Annotated in this window: 16 protein-coding genes; 9 read left to right on the top strand and 7 right to left on the bottom strand. The window is 60.5% G+C overall.

Annotated elements, in window-relative coordinates:
• Positions 1 to 7: 7 nt before the first annotated feature.
• Together D0544_RS01600 and D0544_RS01595 are read right to left on the bottom strand one after the other, a co-directional pair.
• A complete protein-coding gene (locus D0544_RS01600; protein WP_125014195.1) occupies positions 8 to 691 on the bottom strand; it encodes a ChrR family anti-sigma-E factor in 684 nt (227 codons plus the stop codon).
• Positions 688 to 1275 (bottom strand): sigma-70 family RNA polymerase sigma factor, encoded by a 588-nt coding sequence (locus D0544_RS01595; protein WP_207905741.1) that lies wholly within the window; start codon positions 1273 to 1275, stop codon positions 688 to 690. Before D0544_RS01595 ends, D0544_RS01600 begins: the two co-directional genes overlap by 4 nt.
• Before the next feature lie 290 nt (positions 1276 to 1565).
• Here D0544_RS01595 and D0544_RS01590 point away from each other — a divergent pair, with 290 nt between their 5' ends.
• The 8 genes from D0544_RS01590 to speB all read left to right on the top strand — a co-directional run bounded on the left by D0544_RS01590 (position 1566) and on the right by speB (position 8504).
• Positions 1566 to 2006 carry a nuclear transport factor 2 family protein gene (locus D0544_RS01590; protein ID WP_125014191.1) on the top strand — a complete coding sequence of 147 codons (441 nt, stop codon included), beginning with the start codon at positions 1566 to 1568 and terminating at the stop codon, positions 2004 to 2006.
• Positions 2003 to 2776: an SDR family NAD(P)-dependent oxidoreductase gene (locus D0544_RS01585; RefSeq protein WP_125014189.1), complete on the top strand. Its 774-nt coding sequence runs from the start codon at positions 2003 to 2005 to the stop codon at positions 2774 to 2776. The genes D0544_RS01590 and D0544_RS01585 overlap by 4 nt, the downstream gene beginning before the upstream one ends.
• On the top strand, positions 2776 to 4035 hold the full coding sequence (locus D0544_RS01580) for an NAD(P)/FAD-dependent oxidoreductase (protein WP_125014187.1): 1260 nt from the start codon (positions 2776 to 2778) through the stop codon (positions 4033 to 4035). The genes D0544_RS01585 and D0544_RS01580 overlap by 1 nt, the downstream gene beginning before the upstream one ends.
• Positions 4032 to 4841: a DUF1365 domain-containing protein gene (locus tag D0544_RS01575; RefSeq protein ID WP_125014185.1), complete on the top strand. Its 810-nt coding sequence runs from the start codon at positions 4032 to 4034 to the stop codon at positions 4839 to 4841. The genes D0544_RS01580 and D0544_RS01575 overlap by 4 nt, the downstream gene beginning before the upstream one ends.
• A 12-nt stretch (positions 4842 to 4853) precedes the next feature.
• Positions 4854 to 6131 carry an SAM-dependent methyltransferase gene (locus D0544_RS01570; RefSeq protein ID WP_125014183.1) on the top strand — a complete coding sequence of 426 codons (1278 nt, stop codon included), beginning with the start codon at positions 4854 to 4856 and terminating at the stop codon, positions 6129 to 6131.
• A 4-nt stretch (positions 6132 to 6135) separates the two neighbouring features.
• Positions 6136 to 6669 (top strand): DUF2878 domain-containing protein, encoded by a 534-nt coding sequence (locus D0544_RS01565; protein ID WP_125014181.1) that lies wholly within the window; start codon positions 6136 to 6138, stop codon positions 6667 to 6669.
• Positions 6666 to 7469 (top strand): hypothetical protein, encoded by an 804-nt coding sequence (locus D0544_RS01560; RefSeq protein ID WP_125014179.1) that lies wholly within the window; start codon positions 6666 to 6668, stop codon positions 7467 to 7469. Before D0544_RS01565 ends, D0544_RS01560 begins: the two co-directional genes overlap by 4 nt.
• A 120-nt stretch (positions 7470 to 7589) precedes the next feature.
• Positions 7590 to 8504 carry an agmatinase gene (gene speB / locus D0544_RS01555; RefSeq protein ID WP_125014177.1) on the top strand — a complete coding sequence of 305 codons (915 nt, stop codon included), beginning with the start codon at positions 7590 to 7592 and terminating at the stop codon, positions 8502 to 8504.
• 6 nt (positions 8505 to 8510) lie between these two features.
• Here the strand turns inward: speB and D0544_RS01550 are convergent, their stop codons facing one another.
• The 4 genes from D0544_RS01550 to D0544_RS01535 all read right to left on the bottom strand — a co-directional run bounded on the left by D0544_RS01550 (position 8511) and on the right by D0544_RS01535 (position 13400).
• The gene (locus D0544_RS01550) at positions 8511 to 9215 is read right to left on the bottom strand and encodes a transporter substrate-binding domain-containing protein (RefSeq protein ID WP_164880784.1); all 705 of its coding nucleotides are present in this window, start codon (positions 9213 to 9215) and stop codon (positions 8511 to 8513) included.
• Positions 9216 to 9244: 29 nt separating this feature from the next.
• Positions 9245 to 9832, bottom strand: coding sequence for a lipid-binding SYLF domain-containing protein (locus D0544_RS01545; RefSeq protein WP_125014173.1), 588 nt, complete (start codon positions 9830 to 9832; stop codon positions 9245 to 9247).
• A 196-nt stretch (positions 9833 to 10028) separates the two neighbouring features.
• Entirely contained in the window at positions 10029 to 10778 is a 750-nt protein-coding gene (locus tag D0544_RS01540; RefSeq protein ID WP_125014171.1) for a TIGR04219 family outer membrane beta-barrel protein, read from the bottom strand.
• A 144-nt stretch (positions 10779 to 10922) separates the two neighbouring features.
• Positions 10923 to 13400, bottom strand: coding sequence for an acyl-CoA dehydrogenase (locus D0544_RS01535; protein ID WP_125014169.1), 2478 nt, complete (start codon positions 13398 to 13400; stop codon positions 10923 to 10925).
• Between the two features lie 201 nt (positions 13401 to 13601).
• Between D0544_RS01535 and D0544_RS01530 the strand changes: the two genes are divergently transcribed.
• Positions 13602 to 14855, top strand: a complete 1254-nt coding sequence (locus D0544_RS01530) for a patatin-like phospholipase family protein (RefSeq protein ID WP_243647220.1) — start codon at positions 13602 to 13604, stop codon at positions 14853 to 14855.
• Here the strand turns inward: D0544_RS01530 and D0544_RS01525 are convergent.
• The gene (locus D0544_RS01525; protein ID WP_164880783.1) at positions 14839 to 15711 is read right to left on the bottom strand and encodes a MurR/RpiR family transcriptional regulator; all 873 of its coding nucleotides are present in this window, start codon (positions 15709 to 15711) and stop codon (positions 14839 to 14841) included. The two genes, D0544_RS01530 and D0544_RS01525, sit on opposite strands and share 17 nt — an antisense overlap.
• Positions 15712 to 15729 lie beyond the last annotated feature (18 nt).

Raw genomic sequence — 15729 nt, 5'->3', positions numbered from 1 at the left:
GGGGCCATCAGCCCGGCTGGATGCGCAGGAAAGGGTTAATCCAGCGCCAGGGGCCCGTTAGCCGAATAGGTGCCTGCTGGGCCGATAGGCAGAGGCAATCCTGGTTCTGCGCCGCCATCGGACGGTGAGGCTCTCCGGGTTCTCTCAGCAGGAAATCCCCCACCGCATAGACACCGTCTTCGTCGGAGAAACTGCCGCGCAGCACCACGGTTACCTCGGTGGCCCGATGGTCATGGTGAGCCACCTTGGCACCGGCGCAGATTTTGTGCAGCGCCACTTCATGGTTGTCATCACCCGCCTGCAAGCGCGCTACCTTTAGGCCACTGGAAACCCGTTTCCAGTTAACCCCCTGATTGCTGATCAGGCGATCAACGATGGGGGGAAGGTCAGCCCGTGACCGGGCACCCGTGACCGGACGATGGTAGACCGTTGGAGAGGGCTCACTGGCAGGGGGGGTATCAATCGCCCCCAACACCCGATCGAGTAGTCCGTGATCAACCGGGAGGTCGACCGAGGAGGCCCCCGCAGACGCCTCCATCAGGTCGGCGCCCAGTTGGTTGAGCTGGTCAACCTGCTCTCTACAGCGGCCACAATAATGGATATGGGTCGTCACACAGATAGCGTGAGCCCAGGGCAGGCATCCGGCGGCGTATTCGGCTAACAGGTCAGTTGAAGGGTGTTGCTTAATCATAAGGGTGACCGGCTAAAAAGAGTGTTTAATTTTACGAGTGCCAGGCGAATCCGCGATTTCACGGTTCCCAATGGCAGTTCCAACTCAGCGGCAATTTCGCTGTGGCACTTACCCTCGCGATAGACCATAGCAAGAATGTTGGCTTGCTCACGGGGCAGGGATTGCAGGGCCTGGTTAACCCGCTCAACGGAGCGCGCTTGCTGCAGTTGTGATAAAGGCTCGGAGGTTTCGCAATCGGGCCAGACATCATCCGCGAGCAGCGGTTCCTCTACGCTATGACGACCTTTACGACGCAGTAGATCGATACGGGTGTTACGAGCGATGGTGTAAATCCAGGTGGAGGCAGCGGCGCGCCTGGAGTCAAACTGGGGGGCCTTGTTCCACACTTTAATCATCGCCTCCTGCACCATGTCATCCACCAGCTCCGGAGCAACGCCTTTGCCCAGGGAGAGAAAGTACCCTTTGATGGAGGGTGCAAAGTGGTTGAACAGCTGTACAAAAGCATCTCTATCCCTCGACTCACCTACCCGCTGCAACAGCTGGCTCCAGTGCTCGATATCCTCTGCGAACTCTTGGGTGCTCACGCGCTTGGCCCGACCCTTGTGTATGGAAACAACTGTCATGATAACCTGTTCATCTCTCCGTTGGCAGCTGGATACTTGGGGTACTCTTACTAAGCTATGGTTAACTAAGCTGTGGGTTGAAGCTGGAACCTTTGACTGACTGTACGACCAATAACAGCGCGTGGATCACACCATCTAAAAAAAGAACAGATCCATTGCCCCGGCCCGGGTTGATCCGTTCCCGAAAAGTGAACGTATACCTGTGCAACGGGCGGCTGTACCCAGCGCCACTTTTCTGAAGGAGAGAACGGTTGAACCCACCGATTATCCAGCGCTTCAAAGACTATTACAGCGACTTTGACCAGCAGTCAGTCGAGTCACTCGGCGAGCTTTATGCCGTCGACATGCACTTTCGTGACCCACTCCACCAGCTCGATGGGCTTGAAGCGGTGCAACTCTATTTCGAGGAATTAAGTCGCGACCTCACCCACTGTCGCTTCGAATTCCTGCACGAAATGGTCAACGCCAGCTGCGCCTACTTCCACTGGACCATGCACTACGCTCACCCCCGTATAAAGGGGGGGCAAGCCCTCAGCCTTAACGGGGTTACCCACATCCGTTTTGATGACCGGGTACTCTTTCACGAGGATTTCTATGATATGGGGGCCATGCTCTATCAACACCTGCCCCTGTTGGGTTGGGCCGTTCGATCCCTCAACCAGCGCCTGCTGCGCGGGAGCACACGTCCATGAAAGAGTCCATCACTGATAAAACCGTACTGGTAACCGGTGCCAGCTCCGGCATTGGACGTGAATTGGCACTGCAGCTGGCACGGGCGGGCAACTTTGTCATCGCCGTGGGGCGTGACAGCCACCGTCTGTCACATCTCCAGCAAGCGGACCCGGCTCGCATTCACCCGCTGCCCCTTGACCTCGGCGATGAGAACGCTTCCCGGCAGCTCCAGCAGGCCCTGAAGGGGGTCACCGATCATCTCGACCTGTTGCTGATGAGCGCCGGTTGCTGTGAATACGTAGACGGTATCGACTGGGAGCCAGCCCTCTTCGAGCGGGTGATGCGGGGCAACTTTTTCACTGCCGTCAATAGTATTAGCGCCTGCCTGCCTCTACTCAGTGCGGCCTCCGGTCGCCCGCAAATTGTTGGCCTTTCCAGCCTCTCCACCGAGGTAGGGCTTCCCCGAGCCGAAGCCTACGGCGCCTCCAAGGCGGCTTTGCATTACCTGCTTGACGCCCTGCGACTGGACCTGAGCCACCGGGGCATCGATGTCACGGTGGTGAGGCCCGGTTTTATCCGCACCCCACTGACCGCCAATAATGACTTCCCGATGCCCTTCATGATGGGTGCCGATGAGGCCGCTCAGCGCATCATCCAGGCTGTCAGCCGCCGGCAGCGTACGGTTATTTTCCCCAAACGGCTCTGGCTACCCCTGTGGCTAGCGAACAAATTGCCCACCCTTTGGTACCGCTGGATCGGTCCCAAGCTGACACGAGAGAACTCCATCTGATGCGCATTGCCATTGTAGGAACCGGTATTTCCGGACTGACCGCCGCCTACCTGCTTCACCAGGAGCATGAGATCACCCTCTTTGAAGGCGCCTCCCGCATCGGTGGCCATACCGCCACCATGAACGTTTCGGTCGGCAATCGTGACTATGCCATCGACACCGGCTTTATTGTCTACAACGACTGGACCTACCCCCATTTTATCCGACTCATGGAGCGCATTGGTGTCCACTCCCAAGCCACTGAAATGGGCTTCAGCGTCAGCTGTGAGCAGACCGGTCTCGAGTACAGCGGCAACAGCTTCAACACCCTCTTTGCCCAGCGCCGCAACCTGCTGAGGCTCGACCATTGGCGGATGCTGCGGGACATTGTGCGCTTCAACCGTGAGGCCAAAGTCCACCTGCTGGAGGGGCGAATCTCCTCACAGCTCAGCCTGGGAGACTACCTGCACAGTCATGACTACTCCCGCGCCTTCCGGGATTTTTACCTGATCCCCATGGGGGCAGCCATATGGTCATCAGGCCGCCAGCACATGCTCGACTTCCCTGCGCTCTTCTTCCTGCGCTTTTTCAATAATCATGGCCTGCTCAACATCAACGACCGCCCCCAGTGGCGGGTGATCAAGGGGGGGTCCAGTGCCTACCTGTCACCACTGATTGCCAGCTTCCGCGACCGCATCCACCTCAGCTGCCCCGTGACCTCCATTACACGAAGCAGCGACGGTGTTCTCCTGCGCCACGCGGAAGGTGAAGCGCATTTCGACCAGGTGATCATCGCCAGTCACAGTGACCAGGCATTGGCGCTGCTGGCCGATCCATCCCCACTGGAAAAGCAGATTCTGGGAGCGATCCCCTATCTGGATAACGAGGTAATTCTTCACACCGACACCCGTCAGTTGCCACACAACCAGGCCACCTGGAGCAGCTGGAACTACCGCCTGAAGGCGGGTCCGCAGGACCAGGATAACCTGCCGGTGCTCACCTACAACATGAACATCCTGCAGGGCATCGACTCCGAGACCACCTTCTGCGTCACCCTCAACGATACCGGCACCATTGATCCCACGCAGATTCTGGGGCGCTACACCTACGCCCACCCCCAGTTTTCCATTGCCGGCATCGATGCCCAGCAGCAGTGGCGCTCCATCAATGGCGTCCAGCGCACCTGGTTCTGTGGCGCCTACTGGGGTAATGGCTTCCATGAAGACGGTGTCAGCAGCGGGCTCAGGGTCGCCCAAGCCCTTGGCGGGGAGAGCTTATGAGCCTGCAGCAGAGCCCTCAGCTGCCGCAACAGAGCGCCCTTTACGAGGGGCGACTCTTCCATCGGCGTTTTGCCCCCAAACTCCACGATTTCCACTACCGCATTTTTATGGTCTACCTTAACCTAGACCGGCTTGAGCAGGACCTCTCCCGCAGCCGCTGGTGGTCGAGTAGCCGCTGGGCGCCGGCCCGCTTCCGACGCCAGGATTACTGGGATGGTGAAGCCGGCCCCCTGGCCGACTCGGTAAGGGACTACGTTGAGCGGCACACGGGCGAACGTCCCGACGGAGAGATCTGCCTGCTCACCAACCTGCGTTATTTCGGTTACATGATCAACCCCATCAGCTGTTACTACTGCTTTGACGCGCAAGGGACCCTCAAGGCACTGGTGGCGGAGGTCACCAACACCCCCTGGGGAGAGCGCATTCACTATTGCCTTCAGCCAGATGCCAGCGGCGAGTCGTTTCAGGCGAGTTTCGACAAGGCGATGCACGTCTCCCCGTTTATGCCGATGGCGATGAGCTACCGGCTGCACAGCAGCCTGCCCGCCGACTCACTCTACCTGAGTATCCAGAACTGGCTGGGGGATGAGCATCGATTCAGCGCCGGCATGCACCTAGAACGGCAGCCCCTAACCGCGGCCAGTATGCGCCGAGTACTGTGGCGATTCCCACTCATGACCCTGCAGGTTGCCTGGCGGATCTACTGGCAGGCCCTCAAACTGTGGGTCAAGGGAGTACCCCTGTACACCCATCCCGGCGACTCCCCCGCCTTCGATCCCCCCTCTCCACACACCAAAGAACAATAGAGGACACCCACCATGGAATCAGCCAAAAGCTGCAGCATTGAGGAGGCAACCTATAGCCTTCCGTCCAAGGCCCACTGGAGCGATAACCTGGCCAGACGAGCAGTGCATCGCCTGCTGGCCCGCATCGGCCGCGGTCGTCTCAGTGTCCACGATAGCGAAGGGACCCATGAATATGGCGACCCAGAATCCCCCGAGCCGCTTCATGCGGTAATCCATGTCCATCACCCCTCGCTCTACCGACGGGTACTGCTCAATGGCAGTGTCGGCTCCGGCGAGGCTTATATGGAGGCGGCCTGGAGCAGTCCCGACCTGGTCAAGGTGGTACGCCTGATGGTGGCTAATATGGAGATGTTGCAAGCGATGGACCAGCAAAGGAATCCGCTGCGTCGTCTCCTCTCATCGATCTACCACCGGATCACGGCCAACACATTAAAGGGATCCCGACAGAATATAGCCGCACATTACGATCTCAGTAATGAGCTTTTTTCATTGTTCCTCGACCGCAACATGATCTACTCCTCCGCCATCTTTGCCAGCCCGGAGATGGATCTCGATAGCGCCGCCGAGTACAAGTTACGCCACATCTGCGAACGCCTGCAGCTGTCGGAGCAGGATCACCTGCTGGAGATCGGTACCGGATGGGGAGGGCTCGCCATCTACGCGGCCAAACACTTTGGCTGCCGGGTGACCACCACCACCCTGTCACAAGAGCAGTACCATTATGCCCGTGACTGGGTAGAACGCGAGGGGCTGGAGGAGCGCATCACCCTGCTTCTGAAGGACTATCGCAAGCTGGAGGGTCAGTACGACAAACTGGTCTCGGTGGAGATGATCGAGGCGGTCGGCCACGACTACTACCCCGACTACTTCAGCCGCTGCAGCCAGCTGCTGAAGCCTGAAGGGATCGGGCTGATCCAGGCCATCACCATCGCCGACCAGCGCTATCGACAAGCCCTGGGGTCGGTGGACTTTATCCAGAAGTACATCTTCCCCGGCGGCTCGCTCCCCTCGGTCAGCGTGATCACCGATCACCTTTGCCGTCATACCGATATGCAGCTGGTCGGCCTCGAGGATATTACCTTCGACTACGCCGAAACCCTGCGTCACTGGCGCGAGCGCTTCTTTGCCCAGCTCAGCGAGGTGCACAACGCCGGCTTTGACGATCGCTTCGTGCGTATGTGGGAGTTTTATCTTTGTTACTGCGAAGGGGGCTTCCGGGAGCGGGTCATCTCAACCGCCCAGTTGCTGATGGCCAAGCCCGCTTGCCGACAGCTGCCCCAGGTTCGTTAATCCGATGGGTGAACCCATGATAAGCCGGCCGATTCTGCTCAACGCCCTCCTCTTCCAGCTGGGCTGGTTTGCCTGTGTGATGGGCGGCAACAACGCGGCCCTGTTGGCCCTTGTGCTGGTATGGGCCCTGCACTTCAGGTTCGTCAGCCAAAATTTACGGGAGTGGTGCATGGTGCTGGCGATCGCCGCTCTGGGGGTGGCCATTGACACCCTCTTGCTTGGCCTGGGGATTCTGGATCGAACCGATGGCACCCTGCTCCCCCCCCTGTGGCTGATGGCCCTGTGGGGTATCTTTGCGACCACCCTCAACCATTGCCTCAGCTGGCTTCACGGCCGAGGCTGGGCCAGCCTGGCCTGTGGCGCCCTGGCGGGACCCGCCAGTTATTACAGCGGCACCCAGCTTAACCCCCAGATCGAGTTGGGCGCGCCTCTCTGGCAAAGCCTTATGGTGCTGGCCGTGGTCTGGTCGCTGCTGCTTTACCAGTTGACCCGTCTACAGTGGCGCCACTGGATAGAGGGCCAGGGGGTGGCCCCATGAGCCTGTCGCTGGCGCTCGGCATGGCCCTTCTCTCCGCGTGTCCCGCGCCGGGTGACGCCGCCATTATTGGTACCGCCACCGATCCCGACAGCGGTCGACTGCACTACTGTGAATACCATTACCCTGCAGCCGCTCACCCGAATCCCCAAAGCGCTCCTGCTACTTCGGCAGCGACCACCCGGGTTGAGTACCACGCACCGGAGAAGGGACTCATCGCCCTCAAGCAGCTCAATGAGGAGCACCGCGATCCCGCCCGCCCCTGGTTGCACCAGATTGACCTGCGAGGGGGAGAGCTGCGGCAGACGGAGTGGATCGACGGGACGCTGTTGCTGAGCTACCGCCCGCGCCAACATGGAGAGATCGAGCAGACCGCCCTGCCCGCCGGCCAGGTGGATATTGTGGACGCCGGTTTTGAACACTTTGTCCAGCGCCACTGGCAGGCCCTGCTCTCCGGCTCGGCGATTCCGGCCCGCTTTGCCTCGCCGGTCCACCAGCGCTCGCTGCCACTGCGCGTTCGCCTGCAGCCCATGGCCGACTGTGGCGCCCCGCCCCACCCACAGGCTGCCTACTGCCTGTGGGTGGAAGCCGACAGCCTATGGCTGCGCTGGCTGCTCGACCCCATCCAGTTGCAATACAACCACCAACAGCAACTGGTGCGTTATCGTGGGGTCGGTAACCTCTTGACCGAAGGGGGGCAGCCCATGCGCGTGAATCTGGACTACCGCTACTGTCCCTGCGACGCCTCCCCTGGCCGGGTATCCTCTCGAGGTGACATTGAACCCGCTGCGGTGTTTGATTAGCATATCAGCGTCGCAAACATCACGACCCAAACCAGATGTCCGTCAGAGTTCACCATGGGGCACTCTGAGAGAGCGCTACACGCCGTTCCCTGTCATTCGATACTTCACGGGAATTGATCAATGTCCGATAACAGTTTTCCTACCTACTCTCTCTTCGGCAATAACTTCGGTTACCTGGGCCGCCCCCTGAGCCGCGATTACCGCAGCGCCGATGCCGTTGTCCTGGGAATCCCCTACGACCTGGGCACCTCCGGTCGCAGCGGCAGCCGCTTTGGCCCCCAGGGAATCCGCTCCGCCTCCAGCAACCTGCGCTGGGAGGAGATGCGCTGGCCCTGGCGCTTCAATGCTTTCGATCGCCTGAATGTGATCGACTACGGCGATATCGAGTTCACCCCGGGCGAGAGCCAGACCATGGTCGACGCCGTGGTGGAGACTGCCAGCGAGATCATCGCGGCCGGCAAGACCCTGCTCAGCTTTGGCGGTGACCACTTCGTGACCCTGCCGCTGCTGCGGGCCCACGCCAAGCACCACGGCAAGATGGCGCTGATCCATTTCGACGCCCACACCGACACTGAAAAGAGCACCCCCAGTCGCTACTACCACGGCTCCATGTTCCACCACGCCCCCAACGAAGGGCTGATCGATCCCAGTCGCTCGGTGCAGGTGGGCATTCGTACCGAATACGGCTACGACGACCACCCCTTCACCGTACTTGACGCCCGCTGGGCCAATGAGCAGTCGGTCGAACAGGTGGTGGAACGCATCAAGCAGGTGGTGGGGGAGGGACCGGCCTACCTGACCTTTGACATCGACTGCATCGATCCCGCCTTCGCGCCCGGTACCGGCACCCCGGTGATCGGCGGGCTCAGCAGCGATCGTGCTCTGGCCATTGTGCGCGGGCTCAAGGATCTCGACATCGTAGGAATGGATGTGGTGGAAGTGGCCCCCTGCTACGACCACGCCGAAGTCACCTCCCTGGCCGGGGCCACCCTGGGACTGGAGATGCTCTACCTGGTGGCCAGCCGCCGGGGCTAACGCCGGTTAACGGAGGAAAGCCTCCTTCGACAGGCGCTTGATCTCGCCCCGTTCGATGAGGCTGACCAGTCCCCGCTCTATCGAAAGATGGAGCTGGGGCAGGTCCCGGGCAACACCGATCACCACCGGTGATGCTTTGCCCGGCCTGCCCACCACCCTTACCTTCAGCCCCAGTTCGGCGGCCAGGTAAAACCCCACCTCACGCGGCATAATGCTGGCTTCCACCAGCCCCCGTTGCAGCAGCTCCATGGCGTCCCGTTTGCTGGCCACCGGGAAGAAACGAGGGTGCGAACCATCCCCGGTCGAGCTCTGGATGCGCCTCTCGATCTCGGAATCGTGATCGCCGCTCACCATCGACCACTCCAGTGAGCGCTCATCGATCACCTTGGCATTGTCCGCGCGCACAAAAATAACCGCCTGGCGTGAGTAGTAGGGCACCGTAAAGCGGCTGTAGCGGGATCGCTCCTCGGTCACCTCCATGCCGGCAACGCACTCGATCTCACCCTTGCGCAGCAACCTGAGCACCTCTTCCCAGGGCCGTTGCACAATCTCGACCGGATGATTCAATTCACGCGCTAGGGCGTGGATCACCGCTACATCCAGCCCCGCAGGCTGGCCATCGAGCACATACTGAAAGGGAGGGAAACCCGTCGCCACCCCGCAGCGAAGCGGCTCATCGGCCTGCCCAGGAACGGGCAGGAGCAATACCACCAGTAGCCATCTAGGCAGTGGGTACACAGCTATTTCAGGGCCTCAAAGCTGTACTTCTGGCCGGCAACTGTGGCCTCAAACATCAACCCCCCCTTGCCCAGGACAAACACCAGCATTCCTTTGTAGTAATCCGCCCTGGCCTGCTTGCCGCCGGCCTCGGCCGAAGTCGCGGCTCCCGCAGAGGTTCCACCCCCAGTGCTGGTCTGCGCGTTAGCACTGCTGGTCACCGCGATGGCGCCTGCCTTGGCTCCAAACTCGAAATTGCCCTGGGTGAAGGCATCAAAGGCGCGCTGATCCTTGAAAAAGATAACCTGGCTGTAGGCCTGCCCGCCGAGCTGGAAACCGATCGAAAGATCCGTCACCGAGGTCACGCCGACCACCTTCCCCCCCCGGTACACCTGCCCCTTTCCGTAGGCGCCCCCGATAAACATCCCCCCCTTGCCAATGGTAGGAAATACGGCGTAGCCGTGGGCCGAGGAAAAGAAGGGCCTAACCTGGTCAATCTTTTTGAAATTGTTGATGGTTTCCGAGTAGTCCTCAACTTTCTGGGCTGCAAAGGCGGGCAGCGCCAGCAACAGGGAGAGCCAAAGTAGTGAGCGTCTTACAAAGGTGTTCATGGGTTTCTCCTCGATCGATGGGGGGCGGGCACAGCTGACCAGGCGCCGCACAACGGGTTACTTTTCGCCAACCCGGCACTGGCACAGCTCCGCCTGCAAGTATAGTTAGGATACGGGAGTTTGCCCCCGCCACCCCCCCTTATCAAGCGGGGCAGCGGGAAACGGAAGCGGGGTGCTCCCGGGTCAGGAACAACCCTTAGAAGTGGAAGTTGACACCGGCGTAGGGGCCATCGAGCTTGAGGTCAGTTTCCAGCTGGTCGAGGTCCTCCAGCTTCAACTCCATGGAGCGATAACCCAGCTCAATGCCAAGATCAAACAGCGGTATCAGATCGGTGGTATAGGCCAGTTTGACGCTGTAATCGGTAACCTCGTCGTCGAGGCCCCGCAGAATGCGCAGATCCGCCGCTACAGAGAAACCGGTGAGAGGAAGGTCCCCCTGAGCTTTAAGGTAAGCCATCGGCAGGTAACCATCAAGATCCCGGCGGCTAGTGCTGGTGCCATCGGTGGTTTTGGCGAAGCCGTCAAACTTGCGCACCCCGGCCCCGAGGTCGAGATTCACCCAGTTGTCCAGCAGCTCGTAGTAGAAAAGTGCATCGGTATGGGTCAGGTCGAGCTCAGTACGCAGGGTACTCCCGGCACCATAGTTCCCCCCCAGCACCACCTGGTTAGCCGCCAGGACGCTGGTCCCCTGAGTGGAGATGTCATTGTGCTGCAACTGGATATTGGGCAGCAGGGGGACCGGATGTTCCAGGGCGATATAGTAGAAATTATGGTTGTCGTCCTTGATATCCAGCGGGTTGAGCCTGGCATTGCTTTTACCGATATCCCCGCTGTAGTCGACATCCCAGTAGCCGGCTCCGGCGTACACCCCCAACACCGTATCTGCCGACGCCTGGGCAGCCAGCGCCAGTGTAGTCCATGCCAGCGCTTTGCTGATCTTCTGCATTCGTGTTACTCCCCTGCCTGTAAAATGAATACGTCCCGCCTGTGGTCGGGAACTCAGTCGCGGATTCTACGGCAAATCAACAGCGGGAAGCTCGCCCGGGATCACAGTTTGCGATCCCGGGCCAGATTGGATGGTAAAAGCCTGCTAATGGATCGGCTTGGGCATGGTTTTGGGTTTACCGTTATGCCAGATCACCTTGCTCTTGTTGCGGGCCAGCTCGTTGAGGGCAAAGTCATCCACTGTCAGCATCTCCAGTACCTCTGCCTCATAGCCCTGCATAAAGTCGTACTCCTCCTGGCTCAAAATCCCCTTGTCCAGGGCGCAGGCGAAGCGCTCCTCAGGGTGTAGCGCCTGGTTGGGAAGCTCTCCTTTGGCGTAGGCCTTGTCCACCCGCCGGTAAAGCTCGGTGGCCCGCGGGTTTTCCTCCAGCAGATGGTTGTAGCGTGCCAGTGGGTTATTTTTCTGCCCCTTGGCCTGCTCCTGCCAGGTGTCCTCCAGCAGGAAGCGTCGCAACGCGGAGTCGGTGGAGACCGCCTCGGCGATGGTGCGGGTCAGGTCATCCGACGGCAGTTTGCGGCTACGGCCGAAGGGCATCACCAGCATCTTCAACCCTCGAGCCAATCCACGTCCGGGCAGGTTCTCCAACAGCTCCACCATTGCCTGCTCGGTCCGGTAGAGCAGCCATTCACAGCTGTAGCGGAACAGGGCCTCTTCGGCCTGAACCCCCCGCGTCTCGTGCCAGTGCTTGAGTACCATGGTCGTCATATAGAGGTTGGACAACATGTCAGCCAACCGGGCCGAGAGCATCTCGCGCTGTTTGAGAGAAGCCCCCAGGCTGGCCATGGCGGCATCGGCCAGCAGGGCAAAGGCGGCGCTGTAACGGTTAACGGCCCAGCCATAGACCTGTGCTTCGCCCGGCAGTGGCGTCTGCTCCATCGGCAGCCCCAGTCCGGCACTGAAAGCGCGGGCCGCATTGCCGGCCACCATACCAATATGAGAGAAAATCGCTTTATCAAAAGCGCTCAGGTTGTCACTGTTGGCCGCTTCCAGCTCCGGCAGCACCCAGGGGTGACAACGCACCGCGCCCTGGCCAAAGATCATCAGGCTGCGGGTCATGATGTTGGCCCCCTCCACGGTGATGGAGGTGGCGGTAGCGGCATAGCTCAGCCCAAGGTAGTTGCGGGGACCCAGGGTCACCGCCTTGCCGCCATGCACATCCATGGCATCGATCAGCATCTGGCGCTGGAACTCGGTCAACTGGCTCTTGAGTATAGCGGAGGGGACCGCCGGCTTTTCACCGGCATCAATCATATTGGCCGTATGACGAACGGTGGCCCGGGCGATGTAGGCCTGAGCAGCGATCCTCGCCAGGGGCGCCTGCACCCCCTCCATCTCGGCCACTGGCATATTGAACTGGCGCCGAATGCGGGTGAAGCCGCCGGCATAGCCCGTCACATAGCGCCCACAACCGCTGGCACCTGAGGGCAAAGTGATGCAGCGCCCGACCGACAGGCACTCCACCAGCATGCGCCAGCCCTGTCCGGCCATCCTGGGGCCACCGATGATCCAGTCCAGTGGGATGAAGAGATCCTTCGCCCGCAGGGGACCATTCATGAAAGGAGCTCCAATCGGGTAGTGGCGTCGCCCAATCTCGAGCCCCTCGGTGTCCCTTGGGATCAGTGCACAGGTGATGCCGATATCGTCGGTATCACCGAGCAGCCCCTCGGGGTCGAACATGCGAAACGCCAACCCCACCACGGTGGCGATCGGTGCCAGGGTGATCCAGCGCTTTTCAAAACTGAGCCGAATCCCCAGCACCTCCTCTCCGTCCACCTCCTGCCTGCAGACCACCCCCACATCGGGGATGGAGGTGGCATCGGAACCGGCGCGGGGGGCAGTCAGGCCGAAGCAGGGGATCTCGCGCCCGTCGGCCAGGCGGGGCAGGTAGTAGTTTTTCTGCTCTTCAGTACCGTACTTGAGCAACAGCTCTCCCGGGCCCAGTGAGTTGGGCACCCCTACCACCACCATCAGGGTGTCATTGAACGCCAGCTTCTGCAGCACCGCCGATTGTGCCTTGGCGGAAAAGCCGAGACCACCGTACTGTTGCGGGATAATCATGCCGAAGAACTTCTCTTTCTTGAGGTATTTCCATAGATCACCGGGCAGGTCCGCCCGCTCAACCGAGATCTCCCAGCCGTCGCACATGCCGGCCGCGACACTGCACTGCTTCTTCAAGAAGGCACGCTCCTCCTTGCTCAACCCCTTATCGGGGTTCGACAGCAAGCGGTTCCAGTCCGGCTGACCGGAAAAGAGTTCACCGTCCCAGCCCACGGTGCCCGCCTCCAGCGCCACCCGTTCGGTTTCGGAGACCTTGGGAGCAACCGATTTGAACAGGGCTAACAATTTCGGGCTCAACCACTGCTGGCGAATGGCGGGCAGGCCACAAACCGCGACACCTACAGCGCCCAGTAGTAGCAACACTGCAAGCAGGGACGAGCCCATCAGGCGCCCCACCACGGCCAGCACAACCAGCGTCAGGGTTATGATCAGCGCACCGGATTCGCGTTTAAGCAGCTGCAGTAGCACCGCTATCACGAGGATAATCAGCAATAAGTGGTTCATAGTGGTCCCAGTTCCCTCTTGTCGTCGTCAGCCGCCCTCATGCAGGGCCATTGCTGGTCCAGTATAGGAGCTGGCACCTCCCCTAGCCATCTTCCCCCCAAAGCCCCGGAAAAAACTGGGCACGAATCGACAGAGGGCTACGCTGGCGCTCAAAAGCGGTTAGAATTTCCCTATGGATTGGCCAAGGATGTAAGCCCGACAATGATGCTCAGGAAAAAAAAGCAGCTCCCCGACCCTATTATCGACAAGCGCGCACTGGTGCTCTCCGGCGGCGGCGCCCGGGCGGCTTACCAGGTGGGCGTTCTCAAGGCGATTGCCGAAATTCTTCCCGAGCAAGCCCCTAATCCGTTCCCCATCATCTGCGGCACCTCGGCCGGGGCCATCAACGCCGCGACCCTGGCCAGCCACCCGGGCACATTCCAGGAGTCGGTGGATAACCTGGAGAGGGTCTGGCGCAACCTTAGTCCCGAGCGTATCTACCACACCAGTACCCGCTCGTTACTGCGTAGCCTGCTGCGGATCGGCCTCTCCCTGTTTAACCAGGGCGCCACCGAAACAAAACCCCTCTCGCTGCTCGACAATGCCCCCCTCATGACCCTGCTCAGGGAGGAAGTTGATTTCGACCGTCTCGATGACGCCATCGGTAGCGGCGCCCTTGAGGCCCTCTGTGTCACCGCCATGGGTTACAGTACCGGCCAGTCGGTCAGCTTTTTCCAGGGACATCCACAGCTGCTCCCCTGGCGACGGGCACAGCGGGTGGGCTCCCCCTGCGAGCTGACCCACGACCACCTGCTCGCCTCCTCCGCCATCCCCACCATCTTTCCCGCCGTTAAGATCCACCGGGAGTACTTTGGCGACGGCGCCCTGCGGCAGATGGCCCCCATCAGCCCCGCCCTCCACCTGGGGGCCAATCACATACTGGTGGTCGGAGTCAGTGGCAACCGCAATCCGGTGCACTGGGGAAGGCGACGTTCGGTCCGCCACACCCCCTCCATGGCCCAGATCATGGGGCAGATGTTCAATAGCGCTTTTATTGATGCAATGGAAAGCGATATTGAGCACCTGGAGCGAATCAATCGCCTGCTCGGACTCATACCCGAAGAGACCCGACGCCAGGAGGGGCTCCCCCTCAGGCGAGTCGAGAGCCTGATTGTCTCCCCATCCGAGGAGATTGACCTGATCGCCGGACGTAAGGTGCGCTCATTGTCCCGCGCACTGCGTTTTGCCCTCAACGCCGTGGGGGCCACCAAACGCGGCGGCGGCGCTACCGCAGCCAGTTACCTGCTCTTTACCGCGGATTTCTGTGGCACCCTGATCGACCTCGGCTACAAGGACACCATGTGGGAGCGGGCAGCGATCGAATCCTTCTTCGACCTCAGCGCCAGCAACGGTGCCCCCCCGACCCCCGTGCCCACCCGCGCCGATGCCGAGGTAGGGATCAGAAAAACTTCTTGAACAGGCGGGTCTCATCGAACAGGGACTCCAGCTCGCCCATGCGCTCCTTGCTCTGATCCCAGATGCGACTTTGAACCGCCGCGATCAGGGCTTCGATCACAAACAGAATCACCACCGAAGAATCCCAGGCTGAGGGTGCCTCAATGCGCAGGTTGAACACCTGTTCGGCGTATTGCCCCGCCGGTGATCCCCACTGGTCGGTAAAGAGCACCAGCCGTACCCCCCGGGCGCGGGCCATCTTGGCAAAGTGGTGGATGTTGTGTTCATAGCGGCGGATGTCAAAGGCCACCAGCAGGTCCCCCTCCTCCATGTTCAGCAGGTAGTGGGGCCAGGTATTGGAGTTGGAGGCCACCCGGGTGACCCCCTTGCGCATCACCTGCAAGTGGGTGAAGAGATAGTCTGCCAGGGAGTGGGTAATGCGCCCGCCCACCACATGCATCGCGTGCTCCGTATCCGATAGCAACTCAGCCACCGCATCAAAGGTGGCCGGGTCGATCTGTTTGAGGGACTGGCGCAGGTTGTTCATGGTCGCGTCCGCAAACCGGTTGAGGATATGCTCGTCCGGGGCGCTGTCGCTCCAGCGGTTAAACTTGGTGATCGGGTTGCTGATGCTCTCTTCCAGCTCAGCATGCAGCGATGCCTGGAAATCCGCCACCCCACTGAAGCCCAGCTTTTTCACCATCCTTACCACGGTAGGGGTTGAAACCGACGCCGTTGCAGCGATCGCGGTAATACTACCAAGACAGGAGACCGGATAGTTCTCCAGCAGGGCGTTAGCCAGCCGTCGCTCGGTACGGGTCAGGCGCTCGAACTGATTGCGGATGCGCTCGGCAACGGTAAAGGGGGCTTTGCTCACTATTGGTGTCCTCGTTTT

It is taken from the genome of Aestuariirhabdus litorea, from assembly GCF_003864255.1.
Classification (GTDB): Bacteria; Pseudomonadota; Gammaproteobacteria; order Pseudomonadales; family Aestuariirhabdaceae; genus Aestuariirhabdus; species Aestuariirhabdus litorea.
The sequence above is the reverse complement of the archived record's forward strand: the minus strand, read 5'-3'. Positions and strand labels throughout refer to the sequence as shown.

Bases quoted from the DNA above. Each gene is read 5' to 3' on its own strand.
- D0544_RS01565 (WP_125014181.1), top strand. From the start codon at position 6,136: ATGGGTGAACCCATGATAAGCCGGCCGATTCTGCTCAACGCCCTCCTC.
- D0544_RS01540 (WP_125014171.1), bottom strand. From the start codon at position 10,778: ATGCAGAAGATCAGCAAAGCGCTGGCATGGACTACACTGGCGCTGGCT.
- speB (WP_125014177.1), top strand. From the start codon at position 7,590: ATGTCCGATAACAGTTTTCCTACCTACTCTCTCTTCGGCAATAACTTC.
- D0544_RS01580 (WP_125014187.1), top strand. From the start codon at position 2,776: ATGCGCATTGCCATTGTAGGAACCGGTATTTCCGGACTGACCGCCGCC.
- D0544_RS01535 (WP_125014169.1), bottom strand. From the start codon at position 13,400: ATGAACCACTTATTGCTGATTATCCTCGTGATAGCGGTGCTACTGCAG.
- D0544_RS01600 (WP_125014195.1), bottom strand. From the start codon at position 691: ATGATTAAGCAACACCCTTCAACTGACCTGTTAGCCGAATACGCCGCC.
- D0544_RS01545 (WP_125014173.1), bottom strand. From the start codon at position 9,832: ATGAACACCTTTGTAAGACGCTCACTACTTTGGCTCTCCCTGTTGCTG.
- D0544_RS01570 (WP_125014183.1), top strand. From the start codon at position 4,854: ATGGAATCAGCCAAAAGCTGCAGCATTGAGGAGGCAACCTATAGCCTT.
- D0544_RS01560 (WP_125014179.1), top strand. From the start codon at position 6,666: ATGAGCCTGTCGCTGGCGCTCGGCATGGCCCTTCTCTCCGCGTGTCCC.
- D0544_RS01585 (WP_125014189.1), top strand. From the start codon at position 2,003: ATGAAAGAGTCCATCACTGATAAAACCGTACTGGTAACCGGTGCCAGC.
- D0544_RS01530 (WP_243647220.1), top strand. From the start codon at position 13,602: ATGATGCTCAGGAAAAAAAAGCAGCTCCCCGACCCTATTATCGACAAG.
- D0544_RS01575 (WP_125014185.1), top strand. From the start codon at position 4,032: ATGAGCCTGCAGCAGAGCCCTCAGCTGCCGCAACAGAGCGCCCTTTAC.